This is a genomic window from Streptomyces phaeoluteigriseus, assembly GCF_001896135.2.
Taxonomy (GTDB): Bacteria; Actinomycetota; Actinomycetes; order Streptomycetales; family Streptomycetaceae; genus Streptomyces; species Streptomyces phaeoluteigriseus.
This window is the reverse complement of sequence record NZ_MPOH02000004.1, coordinates 63,225-86,085: the sequence shown is the minus strand read 5'-3', so window position 1 is coordinate 86,085 and position 22,861 is coordinate 63,225. Positions and strand designations below refer to the sequence as shown.

At 72.2% G+C, this 22,861-nt stretch carries 18 protein-coding genes and 4 pseudogenes; 10 read left to right on the top strand and 12 right to left on the bottom strand.

Annotation, left to right across the window (positions count from 1 at the left end; genetic code table 11):
* Positions 1-97: 97 nt before the first annotated feature.
* Positions 98-511, bottom strand: coding sequence for a roadblock/LC7 domain-containing protein (locus BM536_RS03100; protein ID WP_073491041.1), 414 nt, complete (start codon positions 509-511; stop codon positions 98-100).
* A 106-nt stretch (positions 512-617) separates the two neighbouring features.
* On the opposite strand from BM536_RS03100, the gene BM536_RS03095 reads away from it, so the two are divergent.
* Positions 618-1,046, top strand: coding sequence for a PPOX class F420-dependent oxidoreductase (locus tag BM536_RS03095; RefSeq protein WP_073491043.1), 429 nt, complete (start codon positions 618-620; stop codon positions 1,044-1,046).
* Between the two features lie 18 nt (positions 1,047-1,064).
* On the opposite strand, the gene BM536_RS03090 is transcribed toward BM536_RS03095, so the two are convergent.
* The 5 genes and pseudogenes from BM536_RS03090 to BM536_RS03070 form a co-directional block, all read right to left on the bottom strand.
* Positions 1,065-1,670, bottom strand: a complete 606-nt coding sequence (locus tag BM536_RS03090; protein WP_073491045.1) for a GTP-binding protein — start codon at positions 1,668-1,670, stop codon at positions 1,065-1,067.
* A 249-nt stretch (positions 1,671-1,919) separates the two neighbouring features.
* Positions 1,920-2,333, bottom strand: a complete 414-nt coding sequence (locus BM536_RS03085) for a DUF742 domain-containing protein (protein ID WP_073491047.1) — start codon at positions 2,331-2,333, stop codon at positions 1,920-1,922.
* A gap of 21 nt (positions 2,334-2,354) precedes the next feature.
* Positions 2,355-2,792, bottom strand: coding sequence for a roadblock/LC7 domain-containing protein (locus BM536_RS03080; RefSeq protein WP_073491049.1), 438 nt, complete (start codon positions 2,790-2,792; stop codon positions 2,355-2,357).
* Positions 2,789-5,360 (bottom strand): annotated as a pseudogene (locus BM536_RS03075) (sensor histidine kinase). The gene BM536_RS03080 and the pseudogene BM536_RS03075 overlap by 4 nt, the downstream one beginning before the upstream one ends.
* A 46-nt stretch (positions 5,361-5,406) precedes the next feature.
* Positions 5,407-6,198: an MHYT domain-containing protein gene (locus BM536_RS03070; protein ID WP_073491050.1), complete on the bottom strand. Its 792-nt coding sequence runs from the start codon at positions 6,196-6,198 to the stop codon at positions 5,407-5,409.
* A gap of 152 nt (positions 6,199-6,350) precedes the next feature.
* Between BM536_RS03070 and BM536_RS03065 the strand changes: the two are divergent.
* A pseudogene (locus BM536_RS03065) lies at positions 6,351-6,951 on the top strand (class I SAM-dependent methyltransferase).
* A gap of 3 nt (positions 6,952-6,954) precedes the next feature.
* Here BM536_RS03065 and BM536_RS03060 read toward each other — a convergent pair.
* Positions 6,955-7,713, bottom strand: a complete 759-nt coding sequence (locus tag BM536_RS03060; protein ID WP_094102477.1) for an alpha/beta fold hydrolase — start codon at positions 7,711-7,713, stop codon at positions 6,955-6,957.
* Positions 7,714-7,850: 137 nt separating this feature from the next.
* Between BM536_RS03060 and BM536_RS03055 the strand changes: the two genes are divergently transcribed.
* Positions 7,851-8,375 (top strand): PadR family transcriptional regulator, encoded by a 525-nt coding sequence (locus BM536_RS03055; RefSeq protein WP_073491052.1) that lies wholly within the window; start codon positions 7,851-7,853, stop codon positions 8,373-8,375.
* Here BM536_RS03055 and BM536_RS03050 read toward each other — a convergent pair.
* The gene (locus BM536_RS03050) at positions 8,361-9,257 is read right to left on the bottom strand and encodes an oxygenase MpaB family protein (RefSeq protein WP_073491079.1); all 897 of its coding nucleotides are present in this window, start codon (positions 9,255-9,257) and stop codon (positions 8,361-8,363) included. The two genes, BM536_RS03055 and BM536_RS03050, sit on opposite strands and share 15 nt — an antisense overlap.
* 99 nt (positions 9,258-9,356) lie before the next feature.
* Between BM536_RS03050 and BM536_RS03045 the strand changes: the two genes are divergently transcribed.
* Entirely contained in the window at positions 9,357-9,686 is a 330-nt protein-coding gene (locus tag BM536_RS03045; protein WP_073491054.1) for a hypothetical protein, read from the top strand.
* Between the two features lie 136 nt (positions 9,687-9,822).
* The gene (locus BM536_RS03040) at positions 9,823-10,662 is read left to right on the top strand and encodes a hypothetical protein (RefSeq protein WP_094102475.1); all 840 of its coding nucleotides are present in this window, start codon (positions 9,823-9,825) and stop codon (positions 10,660-10,662) included.
* 53 nt (positions 10,663-10,715) lie between these two features.
* On the opposite strand, the gene BM536_RS03035 is transcribed toward BM536_RS03040, so the two are convergent.
* Positions 10,716-10,898, bottom strand: a complete 183-nt coding sequence (locus tag BM536_RS03035) for a hypothetical protein (RefSeq protein WP_073491056.1) — start codon at positions 10,896-10,898, stop codon at positions 10,716-10,718.
* A 242-nt stretch (positions 10,899-11,140) separates the two neighbouring features.
* Between BM536_RS03035 and BM536_RS03030 the strand changes: the two are divergent.
* The 3 genes and pseudogenes from BM536_RS03030 to BM536_RS03020 all read left to right on the top strand — a co-directional run bounded on the left by BM536_RS03030 (position 11,141) and on the right by BM536_RS03020 (position 16,782).
* Positions 11,141-14,011: pseudogene (locus BM536_RS03030) on the top strand (SNF2-related protein).
* Positions 14,008-15,299, top strand: a pseudogene (locus BM536_RS03025) (SWF or SNF family helicase). The pseudogenes BM536_RS03030 and BM536_RS03025 overlap by 4 nt, the downstream one beginning before the upstream one ends.
* Before the next feature lie 139 nt (positions 15,300-15,438).
* Positions 15,439-16,782, top strand: coding sequence for an esterase-like activity of phytase family protein (locus tag BM536_RS03020; protein WP_073491058.1), 1,344 nt, complete (start codon positions 15,439-15,441; stop codon positions 16,780-16,782).
* Positions 16,783-16,892: 110 nt separating this feature from the next.
* Here BM536_RS03020 and BM536_RS41635 read toward each other — a convergent pair whose 3' ends face one another.
* Both BM536_RS41635 and xylA read right to left on the bottom strand, forming a co-directional pair.
* Positions 16,893-17,390, bottom strand: coding sequence for a hypothetical protein (locus tag BM536_RS41635; RefSeq protein WP_073491060.1), 498 nt, complete (start codon positions 17,388-17,390; stop codon positions 16,893-16,895).
* Between the two features lie 193 nt (positions 17,391-17,583).
* The gene (gene xylA / locus BM536_RS03010; protein ID WP_073491062.1) at positions 17,584-18,750 is read right to left on the bottom strand and encodes a xylose isomerase; all 1,167 of its coding nucleotides are present in this window, start codon (positions 18,748-18,750) and stop codon (positions 17,584-17,586) included.
* A 116-nt stretch (positions 18,751-18,866) separates the two neighbouring features.
* Between xylA and xylB the strand changes: the two genes are divergently transcribed.
* Positions 18,867-20,312: a xylulokinase gene (gene xylB / locus BM536_RS03005; protein WP_094102474.1), complete on the top strand. Its 1,446-nt coding sequence runs from the start codon at positions 18,867-18,869 to the stop codon at positions 20,310-20,312.
* A gap of 14 nt (positions 20,313-20,326) precedes the next feature.
* Positions 20,327-21,535: an ROK family transcriptional regulator gene (locus BM536_RS03000; protein ID WP_094102473.1), complete on the top strand. Its 1,209-nt coding sequence runs from the start codon at positions 20,327-20,329 to the stop codon at positions 21,533-21,535.
* 224 nt (positions 21,536-21,759) lie between these two features.
* Here BM536_RS03000 and BM536_RS02995 read toward each other — a convergent pair whose 3' ends face one another.
* The gene (locus BM536_RS02995; RefSeq protein ID WP_073491064.1) at positions 21,760-22,671 is read right to left on the bottom strand and encodes a MerR family transcriptional regulator; all 912 of its coding nucleotides are present in this window, start codon (positions 22,669-22,671) and stop codon (positions 21,760-21,762) included.
* Between the last annotated feature and the right edge of the window lie 190 nt (positions 22,672-22,861).

Sequence of the window (22,861 nt, the reverse complement as noted above, 5' to 3'; positions counted from 1 at the left end):
GCGTCGTCCGCGGTGGCCTCGGAAAAAACCGTAGCCCGATCCGCGGATCTCGTGGTGAGCCTGTGGATAACTCCACGGGAGAGGACGAATACGCAGGTCAGAGGCCTGTGAACCGGTCTCCCTCGGGTCGGCGGGCGTCCACGGTGAGGTGTTCGCCGACGCGATTGACGAGCAGGGTCATCTCGTAGGCGATCTGCCCCATGTCGGCCTCCGCCGCGCTGAGCACGCAGAGACAGCTGCCGGTGCCGGCCGCGGTGACGAACAGCACCGCGTCGTCGAACTCGACCATCGTCTGGCGCACCTGGCCGGCGCCGAAGTGGCGGCCGGATCCCTTGGCCAGGCTGTGCAGTCCGGACGAGACGGCGGCGAGATGCTCGGCGTCCTCCCGGCGTAATCCCGTGCTGGCGCCCGCCACCAGCCCGTCGTTGGACAGGACCAGCGCGTGGTGCACCTGTTCGACGCGCTCGGTCAGGTCGTCCAGCAGCCACCCCAGGCTCTGCTTCTGTGCCATGAGTCCGTCTCCCCGTGACGTTTCCCCGTTTGATGTCCCCGCCTGGCCGACGGGTCTGTCCGCAAGCCTTCCCCACCACCGGCCGCCGGGCAAGGAGGATGGGGGCATGGCACAGAAGATGACCGACGAGGAATGGCGGGCGTTCGTCTCGCAGGGCACCCGTACCGGAAAACTGTCGACGGTACGGGCTGACGGAAGCCCGCATGTGGCACCCGTCTGGTTCCTGCTCGACGGGGACGACGTGGTGTTCAACACGGGGAAGGAGACGGTGAAGGGGCGCAATCTGGCGCGGGACGGCCGGGTCGCCCTGTGCGTGGACGACGACCGGCCGCCCTTCGACTTCGTGGTGCTCCAGGGACGCGCCCGGATCTCCGAGGATCTCGACCAGATGCGGCTCTGGGCGACTCGCATCGCGGCGCGGTACATGGGCGAGGAGCGCGCCGAGGCGTTCGGCGCCCGCAACGGCGTCCCGGGCGAGTTGCTCGTCCGGGTCGGGATCGAGAAGGTCCTGGCGCAGAAGGCCGTAGCGGACTGAAGAAGAGGGCGGCGTCCCTCAGCTCACCGAGTCGAGCAACCGGGCGGTGTGCATCCGCCCGGCGTACTCGACGAGTCGGATCAGCACCTCCTTGCCCGAGTCGCGGTCGCGGGCGTCGCACAGGACGACGGGCGTTCCCTTGTCCAGGTCGAGGGCGCGCAACACCTCCGGGGCGCCGTAGGAGCGCGCTCCGGTGAAGCAGTTGACGGCCACCACGAAGGGGATGTGGCGGTGCTCGAAGTAGTCGACCGCGGGGAAGCAGTCCTCCAGCCGCCGGGTGTCGGCGAGCACCACGGCTCCCAGCGCCCCCTGTGACAGTTCGTCCCACAGGAACCAGAAGCGGTCTTGGCCCGGGGTGCCGAACAGGTAGAGGGAGAGGCCGGAGCGGATGGTGATCCGGCCGAAGTCCATGGCGACGGTCGTCGTCACCTTCTGGTCGACGCCGTCGGTGTCGTCGACCAACTGGCCGACCTCGCTCAGCAGTTCCTCGGTGCGCAGCGGTTTGATCTCGCTGACCGCGCCCACGAGGGTGGTCTTGCCCACGCCGAACCCGCCGGCGACCAGTATCTTCAACGCCAGCGGGGCGCTGTCGCCACCCGCGGTGTCGGAGTGCTCGGAGACCATGGATCACTTCTCTCGGGAGTGCCGGCAACGGTCGACATCGGTACGGGGTTCGGGCGCTGCGGCGGGTCGGCCGTGCGCGGCTTCGGCGTAGGAGTGCGAAGGCAGCATCATGGCAAGGGCGGCCCCTTTCCGGGTGGTTCGACCGTGGACTGCCCGATGTGATCGCCTCGCATCGGTTCGATGTCCGAAGACGTGCGCGATGCTGTGCGGGGTGGGTCCGTACGCTTCCGGGTCGGTCCGAACGTCCATCTACAGCGCCCTCAGTCCTTCGATGACCTCGCGCAGGATCCGCTCGTCGGGCAGTTGTGCGGGCGGGACCGGACGGCTGACGGTGACGCAGCCGAGTTCCAGCAGATCACCGAGGAGCACGCGGACCACGCCCACCGGCAGGTCCGAGCCCGCCGCGAGTTCCGCGACGGACTGGGTCTCCGTGTGGCACAGGTCGACGAGAGTGCGGTGTTCCGGCCCGAGTCCCGTGCCGTCGGCACCGGGCGCCGCGGGGTCGAGGGTGACCAGGGCGATGAGGTCGAAGCGCACGCCGGTGGGTCCGGGCCTCGTACGTCCGCCCGTCATGGCGTAGGGGCGCACCAGCGGCCCGGCCTCGTTGTCGTACCACTGGCTGCCCTGTTCGTGCGGGGCTCCGGTCGTCATGTTCTCGTTCATCTGCGCGGGTCACCTCTCGCCTCATCCGGCGGTGGGCGGTCGCTCGGAGACGCGCGGCGGCGTGTAGAGGTGCTCTCCGACTCTCTTGACCAGCCGCGCCATCTCGTAGCCCACCAAGCCGATGTCGGCGGTCACGGCGGTCAGGACGGCGAGGCAGGAGCCGTCGCCGGCGGCGGCGACGAACAGGAAGCCGTCGTCCATCTCCACCATGGTCTGGCGTACGCCGCCGGCCCCGAAGTGCCGTCCGGCGCCCTTGGCGAGGCTGTGGAAGCCGGAGGCGACAGCGGCGAGGTGTTCGGCGTCCTCACGATTGAGGCCGGTGGAGGCGCCGACGGCGAGGCCGTCGTTGGAGAGCACCACGGCGTGCCGTACCTCGCTCACGCGCATGACCAGGTCGTCCAGCAGCCAGTCGAGTTCGCCGGACCGCTGGGCCGATCTCATGCTCGGGTCGTGGATCATGCGGGGTCTCCTTCACTGCTTTGACGGCCCGGTGCGGCACCGCGGCCGGGTTGCCTGCCGCCGCCTCGGGCCCAGCCGTCGCGGTAGGCGGCCATGCGGTCCCGTACGAGTTCGGGGGTGTGCCGGTCGTCGTTCCGCGGGCCGGCGGTCCGGGCCGGTTCCTCGGTGGCCGACCGGCGTAGCTGGGGAGCGAGGCTGGCCTGCCGGACCCGGCGCGGAAGGTCGTCCGACGCATCCGATCCGTCGGATGCATCGGGTCCACCCGTCCTGTCCGACCTGCCCGACCGATCCGATCCGGCGGAGTCGTCCGGGGGGCGGTGCAGGCGCAGGGTGGTGACTGCGGGGGGTGGGGCGTCGGCGGCCGTCGGCTCCGCGGCGGCCGGACGGGGGAGACCAGTGCCGGCCGCTGGGCGGTCGTGGGGACGGCGTCCTGCGGGCGGTCGGCGGCGGACACGCGCGCGTACTCGCGTTCCCGAGGCTGCTCCTCCGACCGCGCGACCTCGCGGGCGGAACGTTCCGGCGTGCCGTTGTGCAGCAGGGCGGTGGGCAGCAGGACGACCGCGGTGGTGCCGCCGTAGGGCGAGGTGCGCAGGTGCACCTTGACACCGTGGCGCGCCGCGAGCCTGCTGACGACGAACAGACCGAGCCGGTCGCTGTCGAACAGGTCGAGAGCCTCGGACTGCTCGATGCGCCGGTTGGCCTCGGCCAGGGTCTCCTTGCCCATGCCGAGGCCACGGTCCTCGACCTCGACGGCGTAGCCGTTGCCGACGGGTTCCCCGGTGACGCGCACGCGCGTGTGCGGCGGTGAGAACTGGGCGGCGTTCTCGACGATTTCGGCCAGCAGGTGGGTGAGGTCGGCGACGGCGGTGCCCTTGACGGAGGTCTCCGGGAGTTGTCGTACCTCCACGCGCGCGTAGTCCTCGACCTCGGAGACGGCGGCGCGCACCACGTTGGTCAGCGAGACCGGCATGCGCCAGGCCCGTCCGGGTGCGGCTCCGGAGAGGATGATCAAACTCTCGGCGTGGCGCCGCATGCGGGTGGTGAGGTGGTCGAGCCGGAAGAGGTCGCTCAGTTCGTTCGGGTCGTCGGAGCGGCGCTCCATGCTGTCCAGGAGGCTGAGCTGGCGGTGGACGAGGACCTGGCTGCGGCGGGCGAGGTTGACGAAGACCCAGGAAATTCCGCTGGCGAGTTCGGCGCGCTCCACCGCGGCCCGCAGCGCGGCGCGGTGCACGGTGCCCAGGGCCTCGGCGACCTGGCCGGTCTCGTCCTCGGCGCGCGGTCCGGACGGGGCCTCGGCCCGGATGTCGATCTCCTCGCCCGCCCGCAGTTTCCGCATGGCCTCGGGGAGTTTGCGCCGGGCGATCTCCAGGGCGACGTTGCGCAGGCTGACGAGTTCGACGACGAGGCCGCGGCCGATGCGCACGGAGATCACGAGCGAGGCCGCGACGGCGGCGAGGCCGAACAGGACCGCGGCGCCGGCCGGGGTGAGCAGGCCGCGGGTGAACGGGTCGGCGCGCTCGGCGACATCGCGGGCGGCGTCGGCCTCGATGGTCCGCATCCCGTCCTGCACGCGCGCGTGGGCCGTGCCCCAGGTCGCCTCCGGAGCGGCGGCGACGGCCTTCGCGCCCGGACCGCCGTCGAGCACCTTGTCCTCGATGGAGTCCACTGCGGCGTAGGCGCTGCCCGCTGCCAGGCTTCGCCAGGCGGTGCGTTCGGGGCCGCGGAGGTCCACCACGGCTGTTTCGGTCAGCGAGCGGCGCGTTTCGACGGCGCCGGTGAACAGCCGCATGCGCTCACCGTCGAGGCGGCCCGCGAGACGGGCGCTGCCGAGTACGACGTCCTCCTGGGCCAGGGCCTCACCCGCGCGGAGAACTCGACCAGCACGCGCGCGTCGGAGCCGAGTTCGGCGTCCTGGATGCCGGAGAGGGCCCCACCGACGGAGAAGGCGGTCGCGATGGTGCGGGTGTACCGCCCGTACGTCTGCTCCCAGCCCGTGCTGCCGTCGAGCACCGCGGTCCGCAGCGGGCGCAGTTGCTCGGCTCCGGTCACGAACGCCTCGATCCGCTGGGCGACTCCCGCGGGCAGGTCCTGGCCGTCGGCCACGGTGCCGGCGTCGCCGAGCCGGAGTGCGGCCACCGAGCGGTCGGTCGCTTCACCGAGCTTCCTGAGGTCACCGCCCTGCCCGGCGGCGGGGTCGGTGGCGTGCCGGACGGCGGCCGCCCGTTCGTTCTGCAAGGCGGCCACGGCCGCGGCGACGGGGGTGCGGACCTGGGCGTCCACCCGCTGCAACTGGCGCAGCCGGGAGATGTCCTGGGCGGTGGTGACCGTGGCGTAGGCCCACAGCGCCAGCAGGGAGACGACCGGCACCATCAACAGGCAGACGATCTTGGCGCGGACGGTGCGCGGCCGGATCCGCCAGTGTCCCGCGCGTGGGGGTGTCGCGTCCGTCGGTGTGGCCATCTGTTCGTCCGGCCCCTCGTCCGCGGGTGGTCCGGCATGGGCTCGGCGCCCACGCAGGGGGGTCGGCGTCTCGGCGCCGTCCGTGGGGGTCCTACGGGGTTTACGCATGGCCTCCTCGCTCGTCAGTGGTTCTCAGGACGGGTCTCCGGTCCCATCACACGGTCCGGGCCTGCTGACGGCCGGCGGCGCTCTCCGCCTGCTGGGCGGAGGCGGACGCCTCGCGCTCCCCCGTGGTGGGCGAGAGCGCGACGAAGGCCGAGGTCAGGAAGAGATAGGACCCGAGGCCGACGGCGAGGGGGAAGATGAACTGCATCGCCGTGGCGCCGGGCAGGGTTTCGCCCGAGGGCGTGACCTGGACATGGACGGCGACCATTCCGGTGTAATGCATGCTGCTCACTGCCGCGCCCATCACCAGGGAGGCAAGGGTGACCGCGACCGGCGACTTGATGTTCAGCGCCGCCCAGAGCGCCGCGGTCGCCGCGACGACGGCGATGGCGACGGAGAGCCCGACGCGCATCGGGTCGTAGGTGACGTCGCCGTGCAGTCGCACGGCGGCCATGCCCAGGTAGTGCATGCTCGCCACACCGAGCCCGGTGGTGAGCCCGCCGACGAGCAACGCGCGCGTGCGGTCCCGGCCGTAGCCGACGGCGAACACCCCGGCACACACGACGACCATGGCGACCAGGAGGCTGAGCACGGTCAGCGGAACGTCGTAACGGATGTCGGTCCCGCTGACGCCGAAGCCGAGCATGGCCACGAAGTGCATGGTCCAGATACCGGTGCCGATCGCCGAAGCCGCCGTGACGAGCCAGTTGCGGCGCGAGCGCCCGGTCGCGCCCAGCGCACGGACGGTGCAGCGCAGCCCGAGGGCGGCGCCGATGCAGGCCATCGCGTACGACAGCACGGGGGTCAGCCAGCCGAAGGTGGCGTGGTCCAGGTGTCCCATGGGTCCGGGACGCTAGCCGGGGCACGGGAGCACAAAGGGGGCGCATTTCGAAAGCTGCCGCAATGTGACGCAGAAATGCGCCGGAGCGATCGCCTCCCGCTCGAACATGTGCGCCGGGGCATCCTCCGTGTCGGTGAGGGATCATGCGGAACATGAGCGACGACCACACACACGTCCAGGAGTTCTTCACCCCGCGCGCGGCGGACTGGGACAGCAGATTCCCCGACGACGGTCCCGCCTACGCGGCCGCGGTCGCCGAACTCGGCCTGCGCGAGGGCGACCGGGTGCTCGACGCGGGCTGCGGCACCGGCCGGGCCCTGCCGCCGCTGCGCGGCGCCGTGGGAGGCTCGGGAGTGGTCGTCGGGGCCGATCTGACCCCGGCGATGCTGGAGGCCGCCGTACGGGCCGGACGCGACCGTGACGGGTGGTTGCTGCTCGCCGACGTCTCCGCGCTCCCCCTGCGCTCGGGATCGCTCGACGCCGTGTTCGCCGCCGGGCTCGTCGCCCATCTGTCCGACCCGGCGCGGGACCTGCGGGAACTGGCGCGGGTGGTGCGCCCCGGCGGTGTGCTGGCGCTGTTCCATCCCATCGGCAGGGCGGCCCTCGCGGCGCGGCCAGGGCCGCGGGATCACCCCCGACGACCTGCGCGCCGAGCCGAACCTGCGGGCGCTGCTGACGGGTTCGGGGTGGCGCATGACGTCGTACGTCGACGAGGACGCCCGGTTCCTCGCACTGGCCGTGCGCGAGAGTTGAGGTTCACGCGTCTCCGGCGACCGCCCGCACGAAGGCGTCGGGGTGGTCGAACATGATGTTGTGACCGGCGTCCGGAACCGTCATGATCCGTACGCCCGCCGCCTCCAGGGCGTCGGCTCCGTCGAGCGGACCGCTCGACTCACCTTGCAGGTAGACACGCTCGACCTTGTCGAGCCCCGTGAGGATCTCGCGCATGACGGGTTCGGATCCGCGTCGCAGTCCGACGGCGCTGCGATGCAGGCCGCGCGGGTCGGCCAGCCGCATGGTCGCCGCCCACAGGGGCCCGACCTCGCCCAGCACGCGCGCGTGGCCGCCGTCGACGAACTCCTCCTCCGTGTAGGAGGCGATGCCGCTGCTGCCCGCGGTCGTGGGCGGGAAGGCGTCGAGGTTGGCCTCCGTGACGACCAGGCGTGCGACCAGGTCGGGTCGGCGGTGGGCCAGGACGATGGCCACGGAGCCGCCCATGCTGTGAGCGACCAGCTCGGCGCCGGCCACGCCCGCCGCGTCCAGCGCCGCGGCCAGTGCGTCGGCGTGCTCCTCGAGCGTGTAACCGAAGTCCTGTGGCCGGTCGCTGATGCCATGTCCCGGGAGGTCGACGAAGAGGCTACGCCGGCCGGCGAGTTCGGGTCGTGCCGCCACATGCGCGTGATAGACGGCCGAGACGGCTCCCAGCCCGTGCACGTACACGCGTGCGGGCTCCTCCCCCGGCGTCTCCGTCCACCGGATCCTGCTTCCGCCCTGACCGAACTCGGCCTGCCGCATCGCTACCTCCTCAAGGCAACGCGATCTACTCGAACGCGGCGACACTACATCGGTGCCGATGTATTGCGTAACCAGAATATGGCGTGATCGATATACGCCCCCTGAGAGGTACCGCGCCGGTGCGGCAGAATGCGGTCATGCTGGAGCTCGCCATCCTCGGTTTCCTGTACGACGCCCCGCTGCACGGTTACGAGCTGCGCAAGCGCATCTCGGCGCTCACCGGTCACGTGCGGCCCGTGGCCGAGAGCACCCTGTACCCGGCGATCAAGCGCCTGGAGAAAGCGGGACTCCTGGTGCGGGCCACCGAACCGGGTGCCGTGGCCGCCCCGCGGCACGTCCTCAGACTCACCGACGACGGACGGCTCGAGCTGCGCCGCCGGCTCGCCGAGCCCGACGAGCGGGACATCACCGACGAGAACCGCTGGTTCGCGGTCCTCGCCTTCCTGCGGCACCTCGACGACGCCCCCGCCCAGGCGGCCGTACTGCGACGCCGCATGGCCTTCCTGGAGGAGCCGGCGAGCTTCTTCTACGACGGTGACCGGCCGCTGCGCGCCGAGGAGCTGGACGACCCGTTCCGGCGTGGCGTGCTGACCATCGCGCGGGCGACGTCGAGAGCCGAACTCACCTGGCTGCGCGACACGCTGGAGTCACTGGGCGGCTGAGCCGTCGCCGTGCCGTACGGGACAGCCTCGCAGCCCGGGCACCGGCCATGTGCCCAACTGCTCCAGGAGGTAGCCCTCCGGATAACTCTTGATCTCCCAGTTCTGGCGCGCGTGGTGCGGTGCGCGGCGTGGCGGGAACAGCCGGACCACACGTCCGCGCGCGCGTACCGCCCGGCGGACCAGCGCGCGCGTGGCCGGTGCCGGCGGGGCGTATCGGAAGGCACGCAGAAGCGGATCGTCGAGCAGTGCGAGGGTGGCAGTGCGCAGCACGGGAGCGAGCGGCCGCGGGTACCAGGAGGCCATCAGGTCGAGCGTGGCGTCCGAGACCGCCCGCGCACCCTCGTCCCAGCCGAAGTGGGCCTCCTCGTAGGCGTCCAGGCACGCCTCGAACTCCTCGTACGACGTGGGGATGTCCTTGATGCCCATGCGGTGCCCGAGGGTGTGGTAGTGGACGGTGGAGGCGACGATCTCGTGGCGTGACAGCCTGCGCCATCCGTAGGCGTCGATCCAGCGTTTGGGCACGACGACGAACGTGCAGAGCACATAGCGCATGTCGTCGTTGCTGATGTCGTAGCTGCGGTGCATGCGGTTGATGCGGCGGACGGCCGTTCGGCCCTCTTCACTGTCGAATCCGTGCTCGACGACGGCGTCGAGGAGCAGCGAGGTGTCGTCGTAGCGCTTCTGCGAGCGGTCGGTGAGCTCCGCCGTGCGGGCGAGCAGTCTGCCGATGCTCGGCACCGCGTAGGTGCGGTAGAGGGCGAGTTCAAGGGCCCGCGTGAAGTCCCACGGAAACTCGTACGCGACGGTCAGGCGGTAGATCTCGGAGGCCTGCGTCACGGGGTCCATCCGCCGGATCAGTCCGAGCCGCTCGTAACGCTTCACCGCGCTGTCCCCCTTCTGCTGCCGGAACTCCAACTCTACGTTGAGCGACAGGAGATGAACGCTCGGTCGGTACATCCACGCAGGGGAAGGTGGTCGGCGATGCTCGACTCGGTCCGCGGGATCTGGGGACGATTTCTCGATGCCGCGCGCGGGCGGACGCGATCGGGCGGGGAGCGGTCCGCGGGTGCCCCGCGGAAAGCCGGCGCGAAACGTGCACACAACCTGTTCGAGGCGGCCGCCGCCTACGTCTCCGCGTGCGCGGAGGACGACCAGGACAGGATGGAGGAAGTGGCGGGCTGGGTGTCCCCCGAGGCGCTGTCGTTCGGGGTCAACGAACTGGCGTGCCGGGCGGTGATCGCCCTCGCGCGCGAGCGCGACGAGTCACCGCGGGCCGTGGCGCGTGCTCTCCTGGGGCTGCCGTCGGCGTGACACTGTCGACGGCCGAGGGCGATTCGCCCCCGTCCGGTGGGAAAACTGCAGCTCCGAGCGTGTCGGGGAGTCGTGACAAGCGGCTTCTCGCCGCACTAGGGTGCGCGCCGATGGACGAACCGATGGGGAGGCTGGGATGGCCGGGACGGAAGAGGACGCCGTCGCCGCCGCGGACGATGCGCTCTATGTGCTCACGGCGGTGTTGCTGACGCCGGCGAAGTTCCCGAGTGTGCTGGGCGACGACTACCCGGAGGCCTGTGCGGCGCTCGGTCTCGCGCCGCTCGCCGACGGATACGGCCTGGTGCTGGGCCAGGACGGCGAGGGCGCTCGGTGGACGGTCGCCATCGACGACGTGTCGCTGGTGGCCGTCGCCATCGCGTCATGGGACTGCGGCATGGAGTACGACCTGTCGCCCGACGAGCGGACGGTGGTCGCCGCCCTGCCCGGCTGGCCGCTGGCGGTCGCCGTCGCGGCGCCCGGTGTGCGGGCGCCGCACGACCCCGACCCGGAGGCGGCGGGCGGCCCCGCCCTGCGCCCGCCGGACACGACCACCTGGGGCCCCGCCCAGCGACGGCTGGGAGCCGACGAGATCGCGCTCCAGTGGGCCCTGTGGCGCGAGCAGATCGACGACACCGAGTTCGCGCCCGCAAGCGACGGGTCGGAGCCGGCCGAGACGACCCGGGGTGAGAAGGACACCGCCGCGGCCGGGCGCGGCGGTGTCCGACGTGTCCTCGCGGAGGTCCGCGCCTACGTCGAGACACCACCTCCGCTGGGGCGCGTGCGCTCGTCGTTCGCGCCGGGTGACGCGCGCACCCTGCGCGCGGACGGCCCCGGCTGGTCACTGGTGGCCCGGACCGACGACATCGCTTTCGTCCTGCTCGACGACGAGCCCGGCGAGGTGCTGCCGGTCGGCCGGGGGCCCGAGCTGCCCGGCCTGCTCGAGGCGCTCGACAAGATGGCCGTACGGCCGAGCTGAGCCGAACGAGGGCGTGCTGGACGACGGGGGGCCACGGCGCGGCCCCCCGCGCCTCAGCGACCGAGCTCCTTGCGTGAGACGCGGCGCAGCCTGCGCCGCTGCGAGGGGTCCAGCATGAGGTACGCCGCCGTCGGAACTCCCAGCATGATCAGCAGGGCCGCCCACCAGGGCAGCCAGATCAGCAGCAGGAGCCCTACGGCCACTCCCCCTACCGCGATCTTCGCGTTATTCGACATGTGCGTCGCCTCCTCCGCGGCCGCTGCCGCTGCCGCTCTCTGGTCTGAGAACGGCTCTGCGCGGCGCGCGGTTCCAGCATCACCCCTGAGACGTCCCTGACGTACACCCCTGAGGTGTCCCTGAGAACCTTCAATCGCACACCGAACCGAACCCTCCTCGAGGAGAGGTGCGCATTTGGTGGCGGGGTGCTGTACCCTCGGCGGCCGACGTCAGTAGTCAAATTTGAGGAGCAGGCATCTCCGTGCAGTGGGTTTCCGCGGAAACACCGTCCGAGATCGTGGAACTGGCTCGTTGCCCCGCCGTGTTCGTGCCCGGGGTCCCCGCGCGCACCGGCCGCGTCGCCTTCTGGCATCCCGACGGTGCCGTTCCGCCCGTCCTGGTGTCGGGGTCCGGCTCGGTGGAGGACGTGTCCGTCGTCCGGCCCACCGGGGCGGGAGGCGTGGAACTGGTCCGCATGTCGGCCCTGTTGCTGCCGGTGCAGGAGGCCCTGCACATCCTCACACGCGCGCGTGCCGCTCCCGAGGCGCACCGGGCCGTCGCCTTCTGGGGGGCGGCGGCTCTGGCCGCCCTGGAGTTCACCGCACGTGGGCTGCTGCTGCCGGGTCTCTCCCCGGACGATCACGACGTCTGGCGCGCGGGCCCCTTGGGGCGACGACATCGAGAAGGTGCGGCGACTGGCCGCCGCGATGCCTCCCGAGGCGCACGCCGTACCGCTCACCGGCCCCCCGCCTCTGCGGTTGCCCGATCCGGAGCGGCTGCTGCGAGCCTTCCTGGACGCGGTCGCCGACGCCCTCCCCCGCTCCCCCGCCGCACCGCTCCTGACGGGCGGTCCGGCGTACGCGGCACCACATCCCGTGCACGTGCCGCAACTGCGGGCCTGGGCCGCCGATGTGGCGGCCGGCCACGACGCGGGCGTACGGGTCTCGCTGCGGATCGAGATCTCGGGGCTGTCCCCCACGGCCCCCACGGGGTCGACGCCGGCCTTTCGTGCGGTGCCCCAGGTGCACAGTGTGAGCGATCCCGCGCTCGTCGCGGACGCCGCCGAGATCTGGCGTCCTCCGGCGCCGGCCACCAGGCGTTCGGCTCACGCGCGCGGACGGACGCCCTCCTCACCCTGCGCCGTGCCGCCCGCGCGTGGCCGGCGCTCACGCCCCTGCTGTCGGCGGCTGTTCCCGACGCCGTCGACCTGCTCGACGAGGAGGTATCGGAACTCCTGGGAGAGGGGTCACAGGCGCTCGCGGCGGCGGGGGTGGAGGTGCACTGGCCCAGGGAGCTGGCCCGCACACTCACCGCCCGCGCGGTGGTGGGCCCGCCGGACGATGGTCCCGGACCGGACAGGGCCGGTTCGGACGCACCGTCGTTCCTGTCCGCGGACGCGCTGCTCAGCTTCAGTTGGTCCTTCGCGCTCGGCGACCAGCGCCTTACGCGCGAGGAACTGGACAGCCTCGCTGAGGCGAACCGGCCGCTCGTGCGGCTGCGCGACCAGTGGGTGCTGATCGACCCCCGGGAAGTGCGTCGCGCGCGGGCTCGGCAGGACCGCAAGGTGACACCCATCGACGCTCTCGGTGCGGCTCTGACGGGCTCCACGGAGGTCGACGGCCGTCGGGTCGAGGTCCAGCCCACCGGATGGCTGGCGGCCCTGCGGGAGCGGCTGACGCGCCCCGAGGAACAGGAGCCGGTGGAACAGCCCGCCGCGCTCGACGCGACGCTGCGCGACTACCAGCGGCGCGGTCTGGGCTGGCTGGCCCAGAACACGTCCCTGGGGCTCGGCTGCTGTCTGGCCGACGACATGGGGCTCGGCAAGACCGTCACGCTGATCGCCCTCCATCTGCACCGCCGGACGGACCCCTCCGCCGCCGGGCCCACCCTGGTGGTCTGCCCGACGTCCCTCATGGGCAACTGGCAACGGGAGATCGAGCGGTTCGCCCCCGGCACGGCGGTGCGCCGCTTCCACGGGCCACGGCGTGATCTCGCGGAGCTGGCCGACGGGGAGTTCGTCCTCACCACGTACGGCACCCTGCGGATGGACGCGGGCCGGCTCGGCGAGGTCCCCTGGGGCCTGGTGGTGGCGGACGAGGCGCAGCATGTGAAGAACCCGTACTCGGAGACCGCGCGGGCGCTGCGCACGATCGGGGCACGCGCGCGCGTGGCGCTCACCGGCACACCGGTCGAGAACAACCTGTCGGAGCTGTGGGCGATCCTGGACTGGACGACCCCCGGGCTGCTGGGCCGACTCGGCACGTTCCGCACGCGATACGCCCGAGCCGTCGAGGAGGGCGGGGACCCGGCCGCGGCGGAGCGGCTCGCCCGGCTCGTCAGCCCGTTCCTGCTGCGCCGCCGCAAGTCGGACCCCGGCATCGCGCCCGAGCTGCCGCCCAAGACCGAGACCGATCGCCCGGTGTCCCTCACCAGGGAACAGACGGGCCTGTACGAGGCCGTCGTGCGGGAGACGCTGGCGGCGATCGCCGAGGCCGACGACATGGCACGGCGTGGGCTGGTCGTGAAGCTTCTGACCGGCCTCAAGCAGATCTGCAACCACCCGGCGCAGTACCTCAAGGAGGAGCGCCCCAGGACCGCCGGGCGCTCCCGGAAGCTGGAACTGCTGGACGAACTGCTCGACACGATCCTCGCCGAAGGTGCGGGCGTCCTGGTGTTCACGCAGTACGTCCGCATGGCTCGGGTCCTCGAACGGCATCTGGCCGCGCGGGGCGTACCGACCCAGTTCCTGCACGGCGGCACACCCGTCGCCGAGCGCGAGGCGATGGTGGCGCGCTTCCAGGACGGCGGGGTTCCCGTGTTCCTGCTGTCGCTGAAGGCGGCCGGGACCGGGCTCAACCTCACGCGCGCGGAGCACGTGGTGCACTACGACCGCTGGTGGAATCCGGCCGTCGAGGCGCAGGCCACCGACCGCGCCTACCGCATCGGGCAGACCCGGCCGGTGCAGGTGCACCGGCTGATCGCGGAGGGCACGATCGAGGACCGCATCGCCGACATGCTGCGCCGCAAGCAGAATCTCGCGGACGCCGTGCTCGGCTCCGGCGAGGCGGGGTTCACGGAGCTGTCGGACGCCGAACTGGCCGAGCTGGTGGAACTGCGAGGGGGCACCCGATGAACGCCTACGACAGCGAGCGGGAACATACCTTCGAGGCACTGCCTCCCGCACAGGGGAGGGGGTTCGCCCAGTCCTGGTGGGGACGGGCGTGGCTGGCGGCCCTGGAGGGCGGGGCGCTGGACGGGGAGCAGGTGCGGACGGGCCGCAGGCTCGCGCGCGCCGGTGCCGTGGGCGCGGTCTCGGTGCGGCCCGGGCGGATCACGGCTGTCGTCCAGGAACGTGACGGCACGGGATACCGGGCCGACGTGCTGCTCGACGTCCTGACGGACGCCCAGTGGGACCGGTTCCTGGACCTGACCGTGGAACGGTCCGGACATGTCGCCGCGCTGCTCGACCGTGAGATGCCGCCGCACCTGGTCGAGGACGCGGAGGCCGCGGGCATCGACCTGCTGCCGGGGCTGGGCGACCTGGAGGCGGAGTGCGGCTGTGACGCCTGGGACCACTGCCGTCATACGACGGCCCTGTGTTACCAGGTGGCGCGGCTGCTCGATCAGGACCCGTTCGTGCTGCTCCTCCTGCGCGGACGTGGCGAGCAGGCTCTCCTCGCCGATCTCCAGGCCCGCGGCACCGCGGCGCCTGCCGAGGCCGCGCCCGCGCCGCAGCAGGGCGTGGACGCGGTGGAGGCGTACCTCGCGGGGCATGTCCTGCCTCCGCTGCCCGCCGTGCCCGAACTGCCCGGACAGCCCGGCGTGCCGCCCTCGTTGGACACCGAGGCTCCACCTGCCGGCGTGGTGGAACCCGCGGCCCTGGAGATACTGGCCGCCCGCACGGCCGCGCAGGCCCATGTCCTGCTCGCGGAGGCGCTGCGCGGCGGGGCGGAACGGTTGGCTCCGGCGTGGACGCTGACGGTGGGTGAGGACGCGGTGCGCCTGGCGGCGGGCCGTCCCGGTGACGCCGACACGGCGCAGTGGGTGCTCGACCGGCTCGCCGCGGGCTCGGGTCGCGGCCGGGAGCAACTGGCGCTGGCCGTCCGGGCCTGGCGCACAGGGGGCGTGTCCGCCCTGGCGGTGCTCGAGGAGGAGTGGGTCGTCGAGGGCGAGGCCCTCGCACGCGCGCGTGCCGCCCTGGACACCGCCTGGGAGGAGGACGAACGGCCGGTGCTGCGGGCCCGGGGCAACCGGTGGACCGTGGTCGGGTCGCCGGCCAACTGCGCCTGGGGCGGGACGGCCGCTGGTGGCCCTACCGCAAGGAGCGCGGGCGCTGGGTGCCGGCCGGGGACGCGGCCCGGGATCCGGCGACCGCTCTGGCCGCCGTAGCGTCCGAGGAGGTGGAGGAAGCGCTGTCCTGAGGTGGGAGCCGCTCCGGTGAAGGCGTGCGGTCCGGCCCGACGGGCGGCCGACGCCACGCGTTCACCGGGGCGTCGCACGGTGTTCCGCGGGTGAATCGACTCTGTCGGCTGTCACCACACTTGTTCCTCAGGAGGCTCGATGTCCCCGCATGCCACCGGCCGACGCGCGGTCCACCGTTCCGTCGCGGCGGGCGTACCGCTCGCCGTGCTGGCCGCCCTCGTCACCGCCGGAACGGCGTCCGCGCACACGGCGTCCGGCGAGGCACACGTCACCCGGACGGCGACGCTCGGCGACATCCCGCTCGGGACGTTCAGCAACGAGCTGCTGCCGGGCGCCGTCGCCGACGACCGGGGGGTGGACCTGGGTGGCATCGGGAGCGACATCTACCCGGCGGGCCGCAAGGGCGAGTACTGGACGGTCACCGACCGCGGGCCCAACGGTCAGATCAAGGTGGACGGCACGAAGCGCCGGACGTTTCCCGTGCCCGGTTTCGACCCGGCGATCGTCCGGATCAGGGTGTCCGGGAACACGGTGAAGGTGCTTGGGTCGATTCCGCTCACCACCTCGGCCGGCAAGGCCGTGACGGGCCTGCCGAACCAGGCGGGGCGCGACGAGGCGGCGTACTCCTACGACGCGAGGACGCCCCTGCCCCACAACCCGAACGGGCTGGACACCGAGGGCATCGTGCGGGCGGCGGACGGCAGCTTCTGGCTCGTCGACGAGTACGGGCCTTCGCTGGTCCATGTCTCCGCGCGCGGGAAGGTCCTCACCCGCTACGTGCCGAGAGGCCTGAACCTGACGGGTGCCGACTACCCGGTGGTGGAGGCGCTGCCCGAGGTGCTGCTGCACCGCAAGATCAACCGCGGCCTGGAGGGGCTGGCGCAGCTAACGGGCGGCGACCTCGTCCTGGCGATGCAGAGCCCACTGTCGCTGCCGGACACGGACGCGGGCGAGGCCTCGCGCACCGTGCGTCTGCTGCGCTTCTCGCCGAAGAAGCAGGCGGTCACCGCCGAGTACGCGTACCGCTTCGACCCGGTCGAGGTCGTCGACCCGAGCGAGGACGACACCTCCGAACTCAAGGTCTCCTCCGTGGTGGCCGTGGGCGGGAACCGGCTGCTGGTCGAGGAGCGCACGGACAAGGCCGCCCGGCTCCATCTGGTGCGGCTGGACCGCAAGGCGGACATCCTGGGCGGCCGCTGGGACGACGAGGCGACGTCGCCGTCACTGGAGCAGTTGGCGGACCCCGCGGCCTCGGGCGTCCCGGTGCTGTCCAAGCGGCTCGTCGTCGACCTCGGCACGGTCGCCGGAGTGCCCGGCAAGATCGAGGGTGTCGCGCTCGTGAACCGCGACACGCTCGCCCTGATCAACGACAACGACTTCGGGATGACGGACGGGACGGGCGCGTTCGACGCGCGGGGCAGGCTGGTCGACAGCGGCATCGAGACGGCGGTGACGTACGTGCGCCTGCCGAAGGGCGTCTGACACCCGGCGGATCAGCCATGCCGTGCGGCACAGATGTGCGTGTGCGGCACGCGACATCACGCGCGTGTGCCGCACGACGGATCACGCGCGCGTGCCGCACGACGGCGCGGTCACGGCAGCAGTTCCTCCAGGGACGGCAGGAGCGACTCGAGACCGCTCGGCAGCACGGTCGGCAGGTCGCTGGGCAGCTGGGAGGGCAATTGGCTGGGCACCTGCGAGGGCAGTCGGCTGGGCAACTGAGTGGGCAGCTCGGTCGGGAATCCGCTGGGAAGCTCGCTCGGGAGGCTGAGGGAGGGGGCGGGCGAGGAGCCCGTCCCGGGCGGAGGGTCGCCGTCCGGTGAGTCGTCGTTCCCGGAGGCGATCAGCACGACAGCGAGGACGACTGCGGCGGCGACCAGCAGCGCCAGTACGGCGAAGAGAGAGTTCCTGCGCCTCCTGGGACCGTCGGGAGGTCCGGGCGGCGCAGGAGGCGGCTCGGACGGGGGGCGGTCGCCGCCTCCCGGGTCGTGACCGTGGCCGAAGCCCGGGGGAGGCGGTCCGAAGCCGCCCGGAGGCGGCGTGTCACCCGGCGGTCCGGGCGGCTTGGGCGGTACGGGCGGCATGGCCATGGCATCCAGCGTCGCGCCGGACCGGCCGAAGCGCGACCCCCGGACGGAAGTTGATACCGGCGCATGCCCTGGAGAGCATCATTCCGACGTACTCCGCACGGAGGCCGCTGACGCGGGATGTGCTCGTCACGCACACGCGTGTGCGTGACGAACGGCGCGCGCGAGTGCCGTGGGCACCCACGCGCGCGTGCCGTCAGCCCCGGGCGCCGAGCAGGTGGTCCATGGCGAGCTGGTCGAGGCGCTCGAACGCCATGCCGCGGGCGGCGGCCGCCTCCGTGTCGAAGTCCTCGAAGGCGCCACGGTCGGCGAGCAGGGCCTGAAGGCCGTCTGCGGCGGTCGGCTGGGCCAGCTCGTCCAGGCGGGAGTCGCGCAGGGCCTGCTGGACCTCCGGGTCGTTGCGGAAGGCCGCCGCACGCTCCTTGAGGATCAGGTAGTTGCGCATGCAGCCCGCGGCCGACGCCCACACGCCGTCCAGGTCCTCGGTGCGCGGCGGCTTGAAGTCGAAGTGGAGCGGGCCGCTGTAGCCGGCCGTCTCCAGCAGGTCGACCAACCAGAACGCCGAGCGCAGGTCGCCGGCGCCGAAGCGGAGGTCCTGGTCGTACTTGATGCCGGACTGGCCGTTGAGGTCGATGTGGAAGAGCTTGCCCGCCCACAGGGCCTGGGCGATGCCGTGCGGGAAGTTCAGGCCCGCCATCTGCTCGTGGCCGACCTCGGGGTTGACGCCGTACATCTCCGGGCGCTCCAGGCGCTCGATGAACGCCAGCGCGTGGCCAACGGTGGGCAGCAGGATGTCGCCGCGCGGCTCGTTCGGCTTGGGCTCGATGGCGAAGCGCAGGTCGTAGCCCTGCTCGACGACGTACTCGCCGAGGAGGTCGAAGGCCTCCTTCATGCGGTCGAGGGCCACACGCACATCCTTGGCGGCGCCCGACTCGGCCCCCTCGCGCCCGCCCCAGGCGACGTAGGTCCGCGCACCCAGCTCGGCGGCCAGGTCGATGTTGCGGATCGTCTTGCGCAGGGCGTATCGCCGCACGTCGCGGTCGTTCGCGGTGAACGCGCCGTCCTTGAAGACGGGGTGCGTGAAGAGGTTGGTGGTGGCCATGGGCACCTTCATGCCGGTGGTGTCCAGGGCCTGGCGGAAGCGCTTGATGTGCTCCTCGCGCTCACTGTCGGAGGACCCGAAGGGGATCAGGTCGTCGTCGTGGAAGGTCACACCGTGCGCTCCCAGCTCTGCCAGGCGCTGCACCGTCTCGACCGGGTCCAGGGCGCGGCGCGTGGCGTCACCGAACGGGTCGCGTCCCTGCCAGCCGACGGTCCACAGACCGAAAGTGAACCTGTCGTCGGGGGTGGGCTGGTAGCTCATTGCCGCGGCTCCTTGCTTGCAGACTATTTCGTCATGGCCGTTTACAAATTAGTATGCGGAGGCATCTCTGGGAAGTCAGATCCCGCAGAGCCGCGGAAAAAGTTAGGGAGATCCCGATGTCAGCAGCCGAGGGTCCGCTCGTCGTCGGCGTGGACACGTCCACCCAGTCCACCAAGGTGCTGGTGGTCGACGCGGCCACCGGTCGCGTCGTCGCGAGCGGTCAGGCACCGCACACGGTGTCCTCCGGCGCCGGCCGGGAGAGCGACCCGCGCCAGTGGTGGGATGCCCTGCACGAGGCCCTGCGCCAGTGCGGTGACGCGGCACACGAAGCGGCGGCCGTGTCGATCGGCGGGCAGCAGCACGGGCTCGTGACGCTGGACGAGCGCGGTGAGCCGGTGCGCCCCGCACTGCTGTGGAACGACGTGCGCTCGGCCCCTCAGGCCCGCCGGCTGACCGAGGAACTGGGCGGCGCGAAGTTCTGGGCGGAGCGCACCGGACTGGTGCCGGCCGCCTCCTTCACCGTGACGAAATGGGCCTGGCTCGCCGAGCACGAGCCGGAGGCCCTGCGCGCGACGAAGGCCGTACGTCTCCCTCACGACTACCTCACCGAACGCCTCACGGGCGAGGGCACGACCGACCGCGGCGACGCCTCCGGCACCGGCTGGTGGGCGTCCGGGAGCGAGGCGTACGACGAGGAGATCCTGGCCCATGTGGGCCTCGACCCGGCGCTGCTGCCGCGGGTGGTGCGCCCCGGCGAGGTCGCGGGCACCGTGCGGGACAGCCACGACCTGCCGTTCTCCAAGGGCACCCTGGTCGCCGCGGGCACCGGCGACAACGCTGCGGCGGCGCTCGGCCTCGGACTGCGCCCCGGCACTGCGGTACTGAGCCTCGGCACCTCGGGCACGGTGTACGCCGTGTCGAAGCGCCGCCCGACCGACCCGACGGGCACGGTGGCCGGATTCGCCGACGCACATGGCCACTGGCTGCCCTTGGCCTGCACGCTGAACTGCACGCTCGCCGTCGACCGGATCGCCACCCTGCTCGGACTGGACCGCGAGGCGGTCGAGCCCACCACCGGCCTCACGCTCCTGCCCTACCTGGACGGCGAGCGCACGCCGAACCTGCCGAACGCCTCCGGTCTCCTGCACGGCCTGCGCCACGACACCACCGCCGGCCAGTTGCTCCAGGCAGCCTACGACGGTGCCGTGCACTCCCTGCTCGGAGCGCTGGACCTGGTCCTCGACGAGGACGCGGACCGCTCGGCTCCGCTGCTGCTGATCGGCGGCGGAGCCCGCGGCGCGGCCTGGCAGCAGACCGTGCGCCGGCTGTCCGGGCGCCCCGTGCAGATCCCGGACGCCAAGGAACTCGTCGCGTTGGGCGCCGCGGCTCAGGCCGCCGGCCTGCTGACCGGGGAGGACCCGGCCTCCGTCGCCCGGCGCTGGAACACCGCGCGGGGCCCGGTGCTCGAGGCCGTCGAGCGGGACGAGGCGGCCCTGACCAGGATCGCCGGGGTACTCTCCGACGCGGCCCCGCTGCTGGAGCGGGGCACGGACACCCACTGAGGATCGACGGAGGCATGAGCGCACCGCCGCACGAGGCCCGCCCGACCGGCCCCGGGCGAGCGCTGCCCGACACCCAGCAGGGCATGCGCCGCCGCAACCTCGCCCGGGTGATGCACGCCGTCAGCGCCGAGGGACCGCTGTCACGGGCAGCGGTCGCCTCGCACATCGGTCTGACACGCGCGGCGGTCTCGACGCTCGTCGACGAGCTGATACGCACCGGCCTGCTCGAGGAGCTGGGTCCTGAGCGGCCCGGCAGGGTGGGCCGGCCAGGGTCGGCTCTCGCGGTCAGCGGGCGCGGCCCGGCGGGGATCGGCGCGGAGATCGGCGTCGACCACCTCGCCGTCTGCGCCGTCGACCTGCGCGGCGAGGTGCGGGCACGCGCCGTACGGCACGGCACGAACCGGGGCCGTGCGCCCGAACCGGTACTACGGGAACTCACCGGCCTGGTGCGCCGGGTCGTAGCCGACGGGGAGCGCGAAGGGCTTTGGCCGGCCGGGCTCGCGGTGGCTGTCCCCGGCCTGGTGGGCCGCGACGCCCGCACCGTCGTCCGCGCCCCGAACCTCGACTGGCACGACGTCGACCTCGGCACCCTACTACCCGGCGAGTTCCCGCTGACCGTGGACAACGAGGCCAACTTCGGCGGCCTCGCGGAACTCTGGCTCGGCGTGGAGACCCCGCGCGACTTTCTCCACGTCTCGGCGGAGATCGGCATCGGTGCCGCGCTCGTCGTCGACGGCAGCCTGCTGCGCGGCACCCGCGGCTTCGCCGGCGAACTCGGGCATGTGCCGGTCCATCCCGACGGGCCGGATTGCGTGTGCGGCAGCCGGGGCTGTCTTGAGCAGTACGCCGGTGAGGAGGCGGTGCTGCGCGCGGCCGGCCTCGAACTGGGCGAGGACCGCGTCGGACTGCTGGCCCGACGCGCGGCGGACGGCGACGAGAGAGTACGTCGGGCCCTGCGCGAGGCGGGGACGGCGCTGGGTGTCGCCCTGACCGGAGCGCTCAATCTGCTGGACCCCGAGGCTGTCGTGCTGGGCGGTGCGCTCGCCGGACTCGCCCCGTGGCTGCTGCCGTCACTGGAGTCCGAACTCGCCCGCCGCACGGCCGGCCCGCCCTGCCCGGTGTCCGTCTCCCGGCTGGGCCCCGAGGGCCCACTGCTCGGCGCGGCGCACTCGGTGGTACGGGCGGTGCTTGACGACCCGGCGGGGGTGGCGGGACGGCTTTGAGGGCCGATGGGGTGGGGGTGTGGGCTGCGGCTCTCTCTGTCGATGATCGTGTGGATGGGGCCGTGGTGTGGCGCCGTGGCCGTGATGTGCCGCCGGGGCTCTGGGGTGGCGCCGGGACCATGGTGTGGCGCCGCTGGCTGGCTGGCTGGCTGGCTGGCTGGCTGGACTGAGGCTGCTCGGGTGAGGGAGGTCCAAGCCTCCAGCAGAGACGCCTAGGCCGTGTTTTAGGTAGCGGGTGGTTCTTGGGCGGATAGTTCTTCGGCAAGTTCCATACAGCGCAGGCGGGCTGGGGAGAAGTCGTAGGGCATCTTGCCGGTGGCTTCGAGCACGCTCATGGAGTCAGCCTCCCGCCTGCCAGAGCTGAGGTCGGCCTCGTCCTCGCCGTCATCGGCGGTAGCGGGGTGCAAAGTGTCCCAGGCGTCGAAGAGGGCATCGTCGTCTTTCCCTAGGCCGGACTCCTCGATGACGGCCTGCAGGGCGCTTTCGAAGGCGTGCCGCTCGACGGCCACTTGAGCCACCCGTGGATCATCGACGGCGACGCTGTCATCGAGTGCCTCCTCGGCGTCATCGATGCGGTCGGAATCCTCCCGCAGAGTGGGATGCGTGGCCAGGACGACGAAGCGGGTGGCCTGGATGGCCGCGCCGAGCGGGCCGAAGATCCGCTCAGTGACCAGCAGACTGTCCAGGTCCGCCTGACGCAGGGAGCCCTCAGGCAGGCTCTTGAGGCGTTCGGTGACGAAGTCGGAGAGCAGGCCCATCCGGTTGCCTTCGGTGCGCATCCGCTGCACGGCGGTCCGCTGCCGCCGCAATTCCGCCTCCTGCTCGGCGAGGGTTTCCTCCAGCCGCTCCAGGATGCCCGCGATACCGTCTCCGCTGTCCGCACCGGCGGAAGCCGTGCCGGTGGTAAAGGCGTCACGGATGTCGTCCAGGGCGATCCCGGCGTCGGCCATCTTGCGAATCCACAGCAGGCGGATCATGTCCTCGTACCCGTAGCGGCGGCGGTCATCGCCGCCCCGCTCAGGCTCGGGGAGCAGGCCGATCTCGTGGTAATGGCGAATCGCCCGCGGCGTGGTGCCGGCGAAGGCCGCCGCGTCACCGATCTTGACCTGGCGAGGTGGCATGAACGGCGAATGCATGAGCAAGGACCTTTCCTCAAGGGACCGGGACGTAGGTCCACCGGACCACATGCCGCTACGGAAGGTGCAACCCCATACACACCGCCCCGCACCAATGCCAGGAAACGCGCTGTTCCTCCGTAATGACCGCAGGTGCGCGGCCGGGATCCGCGAGGAACCGCCGTCGGCCCGCCAGGGACGCACCGCGGAT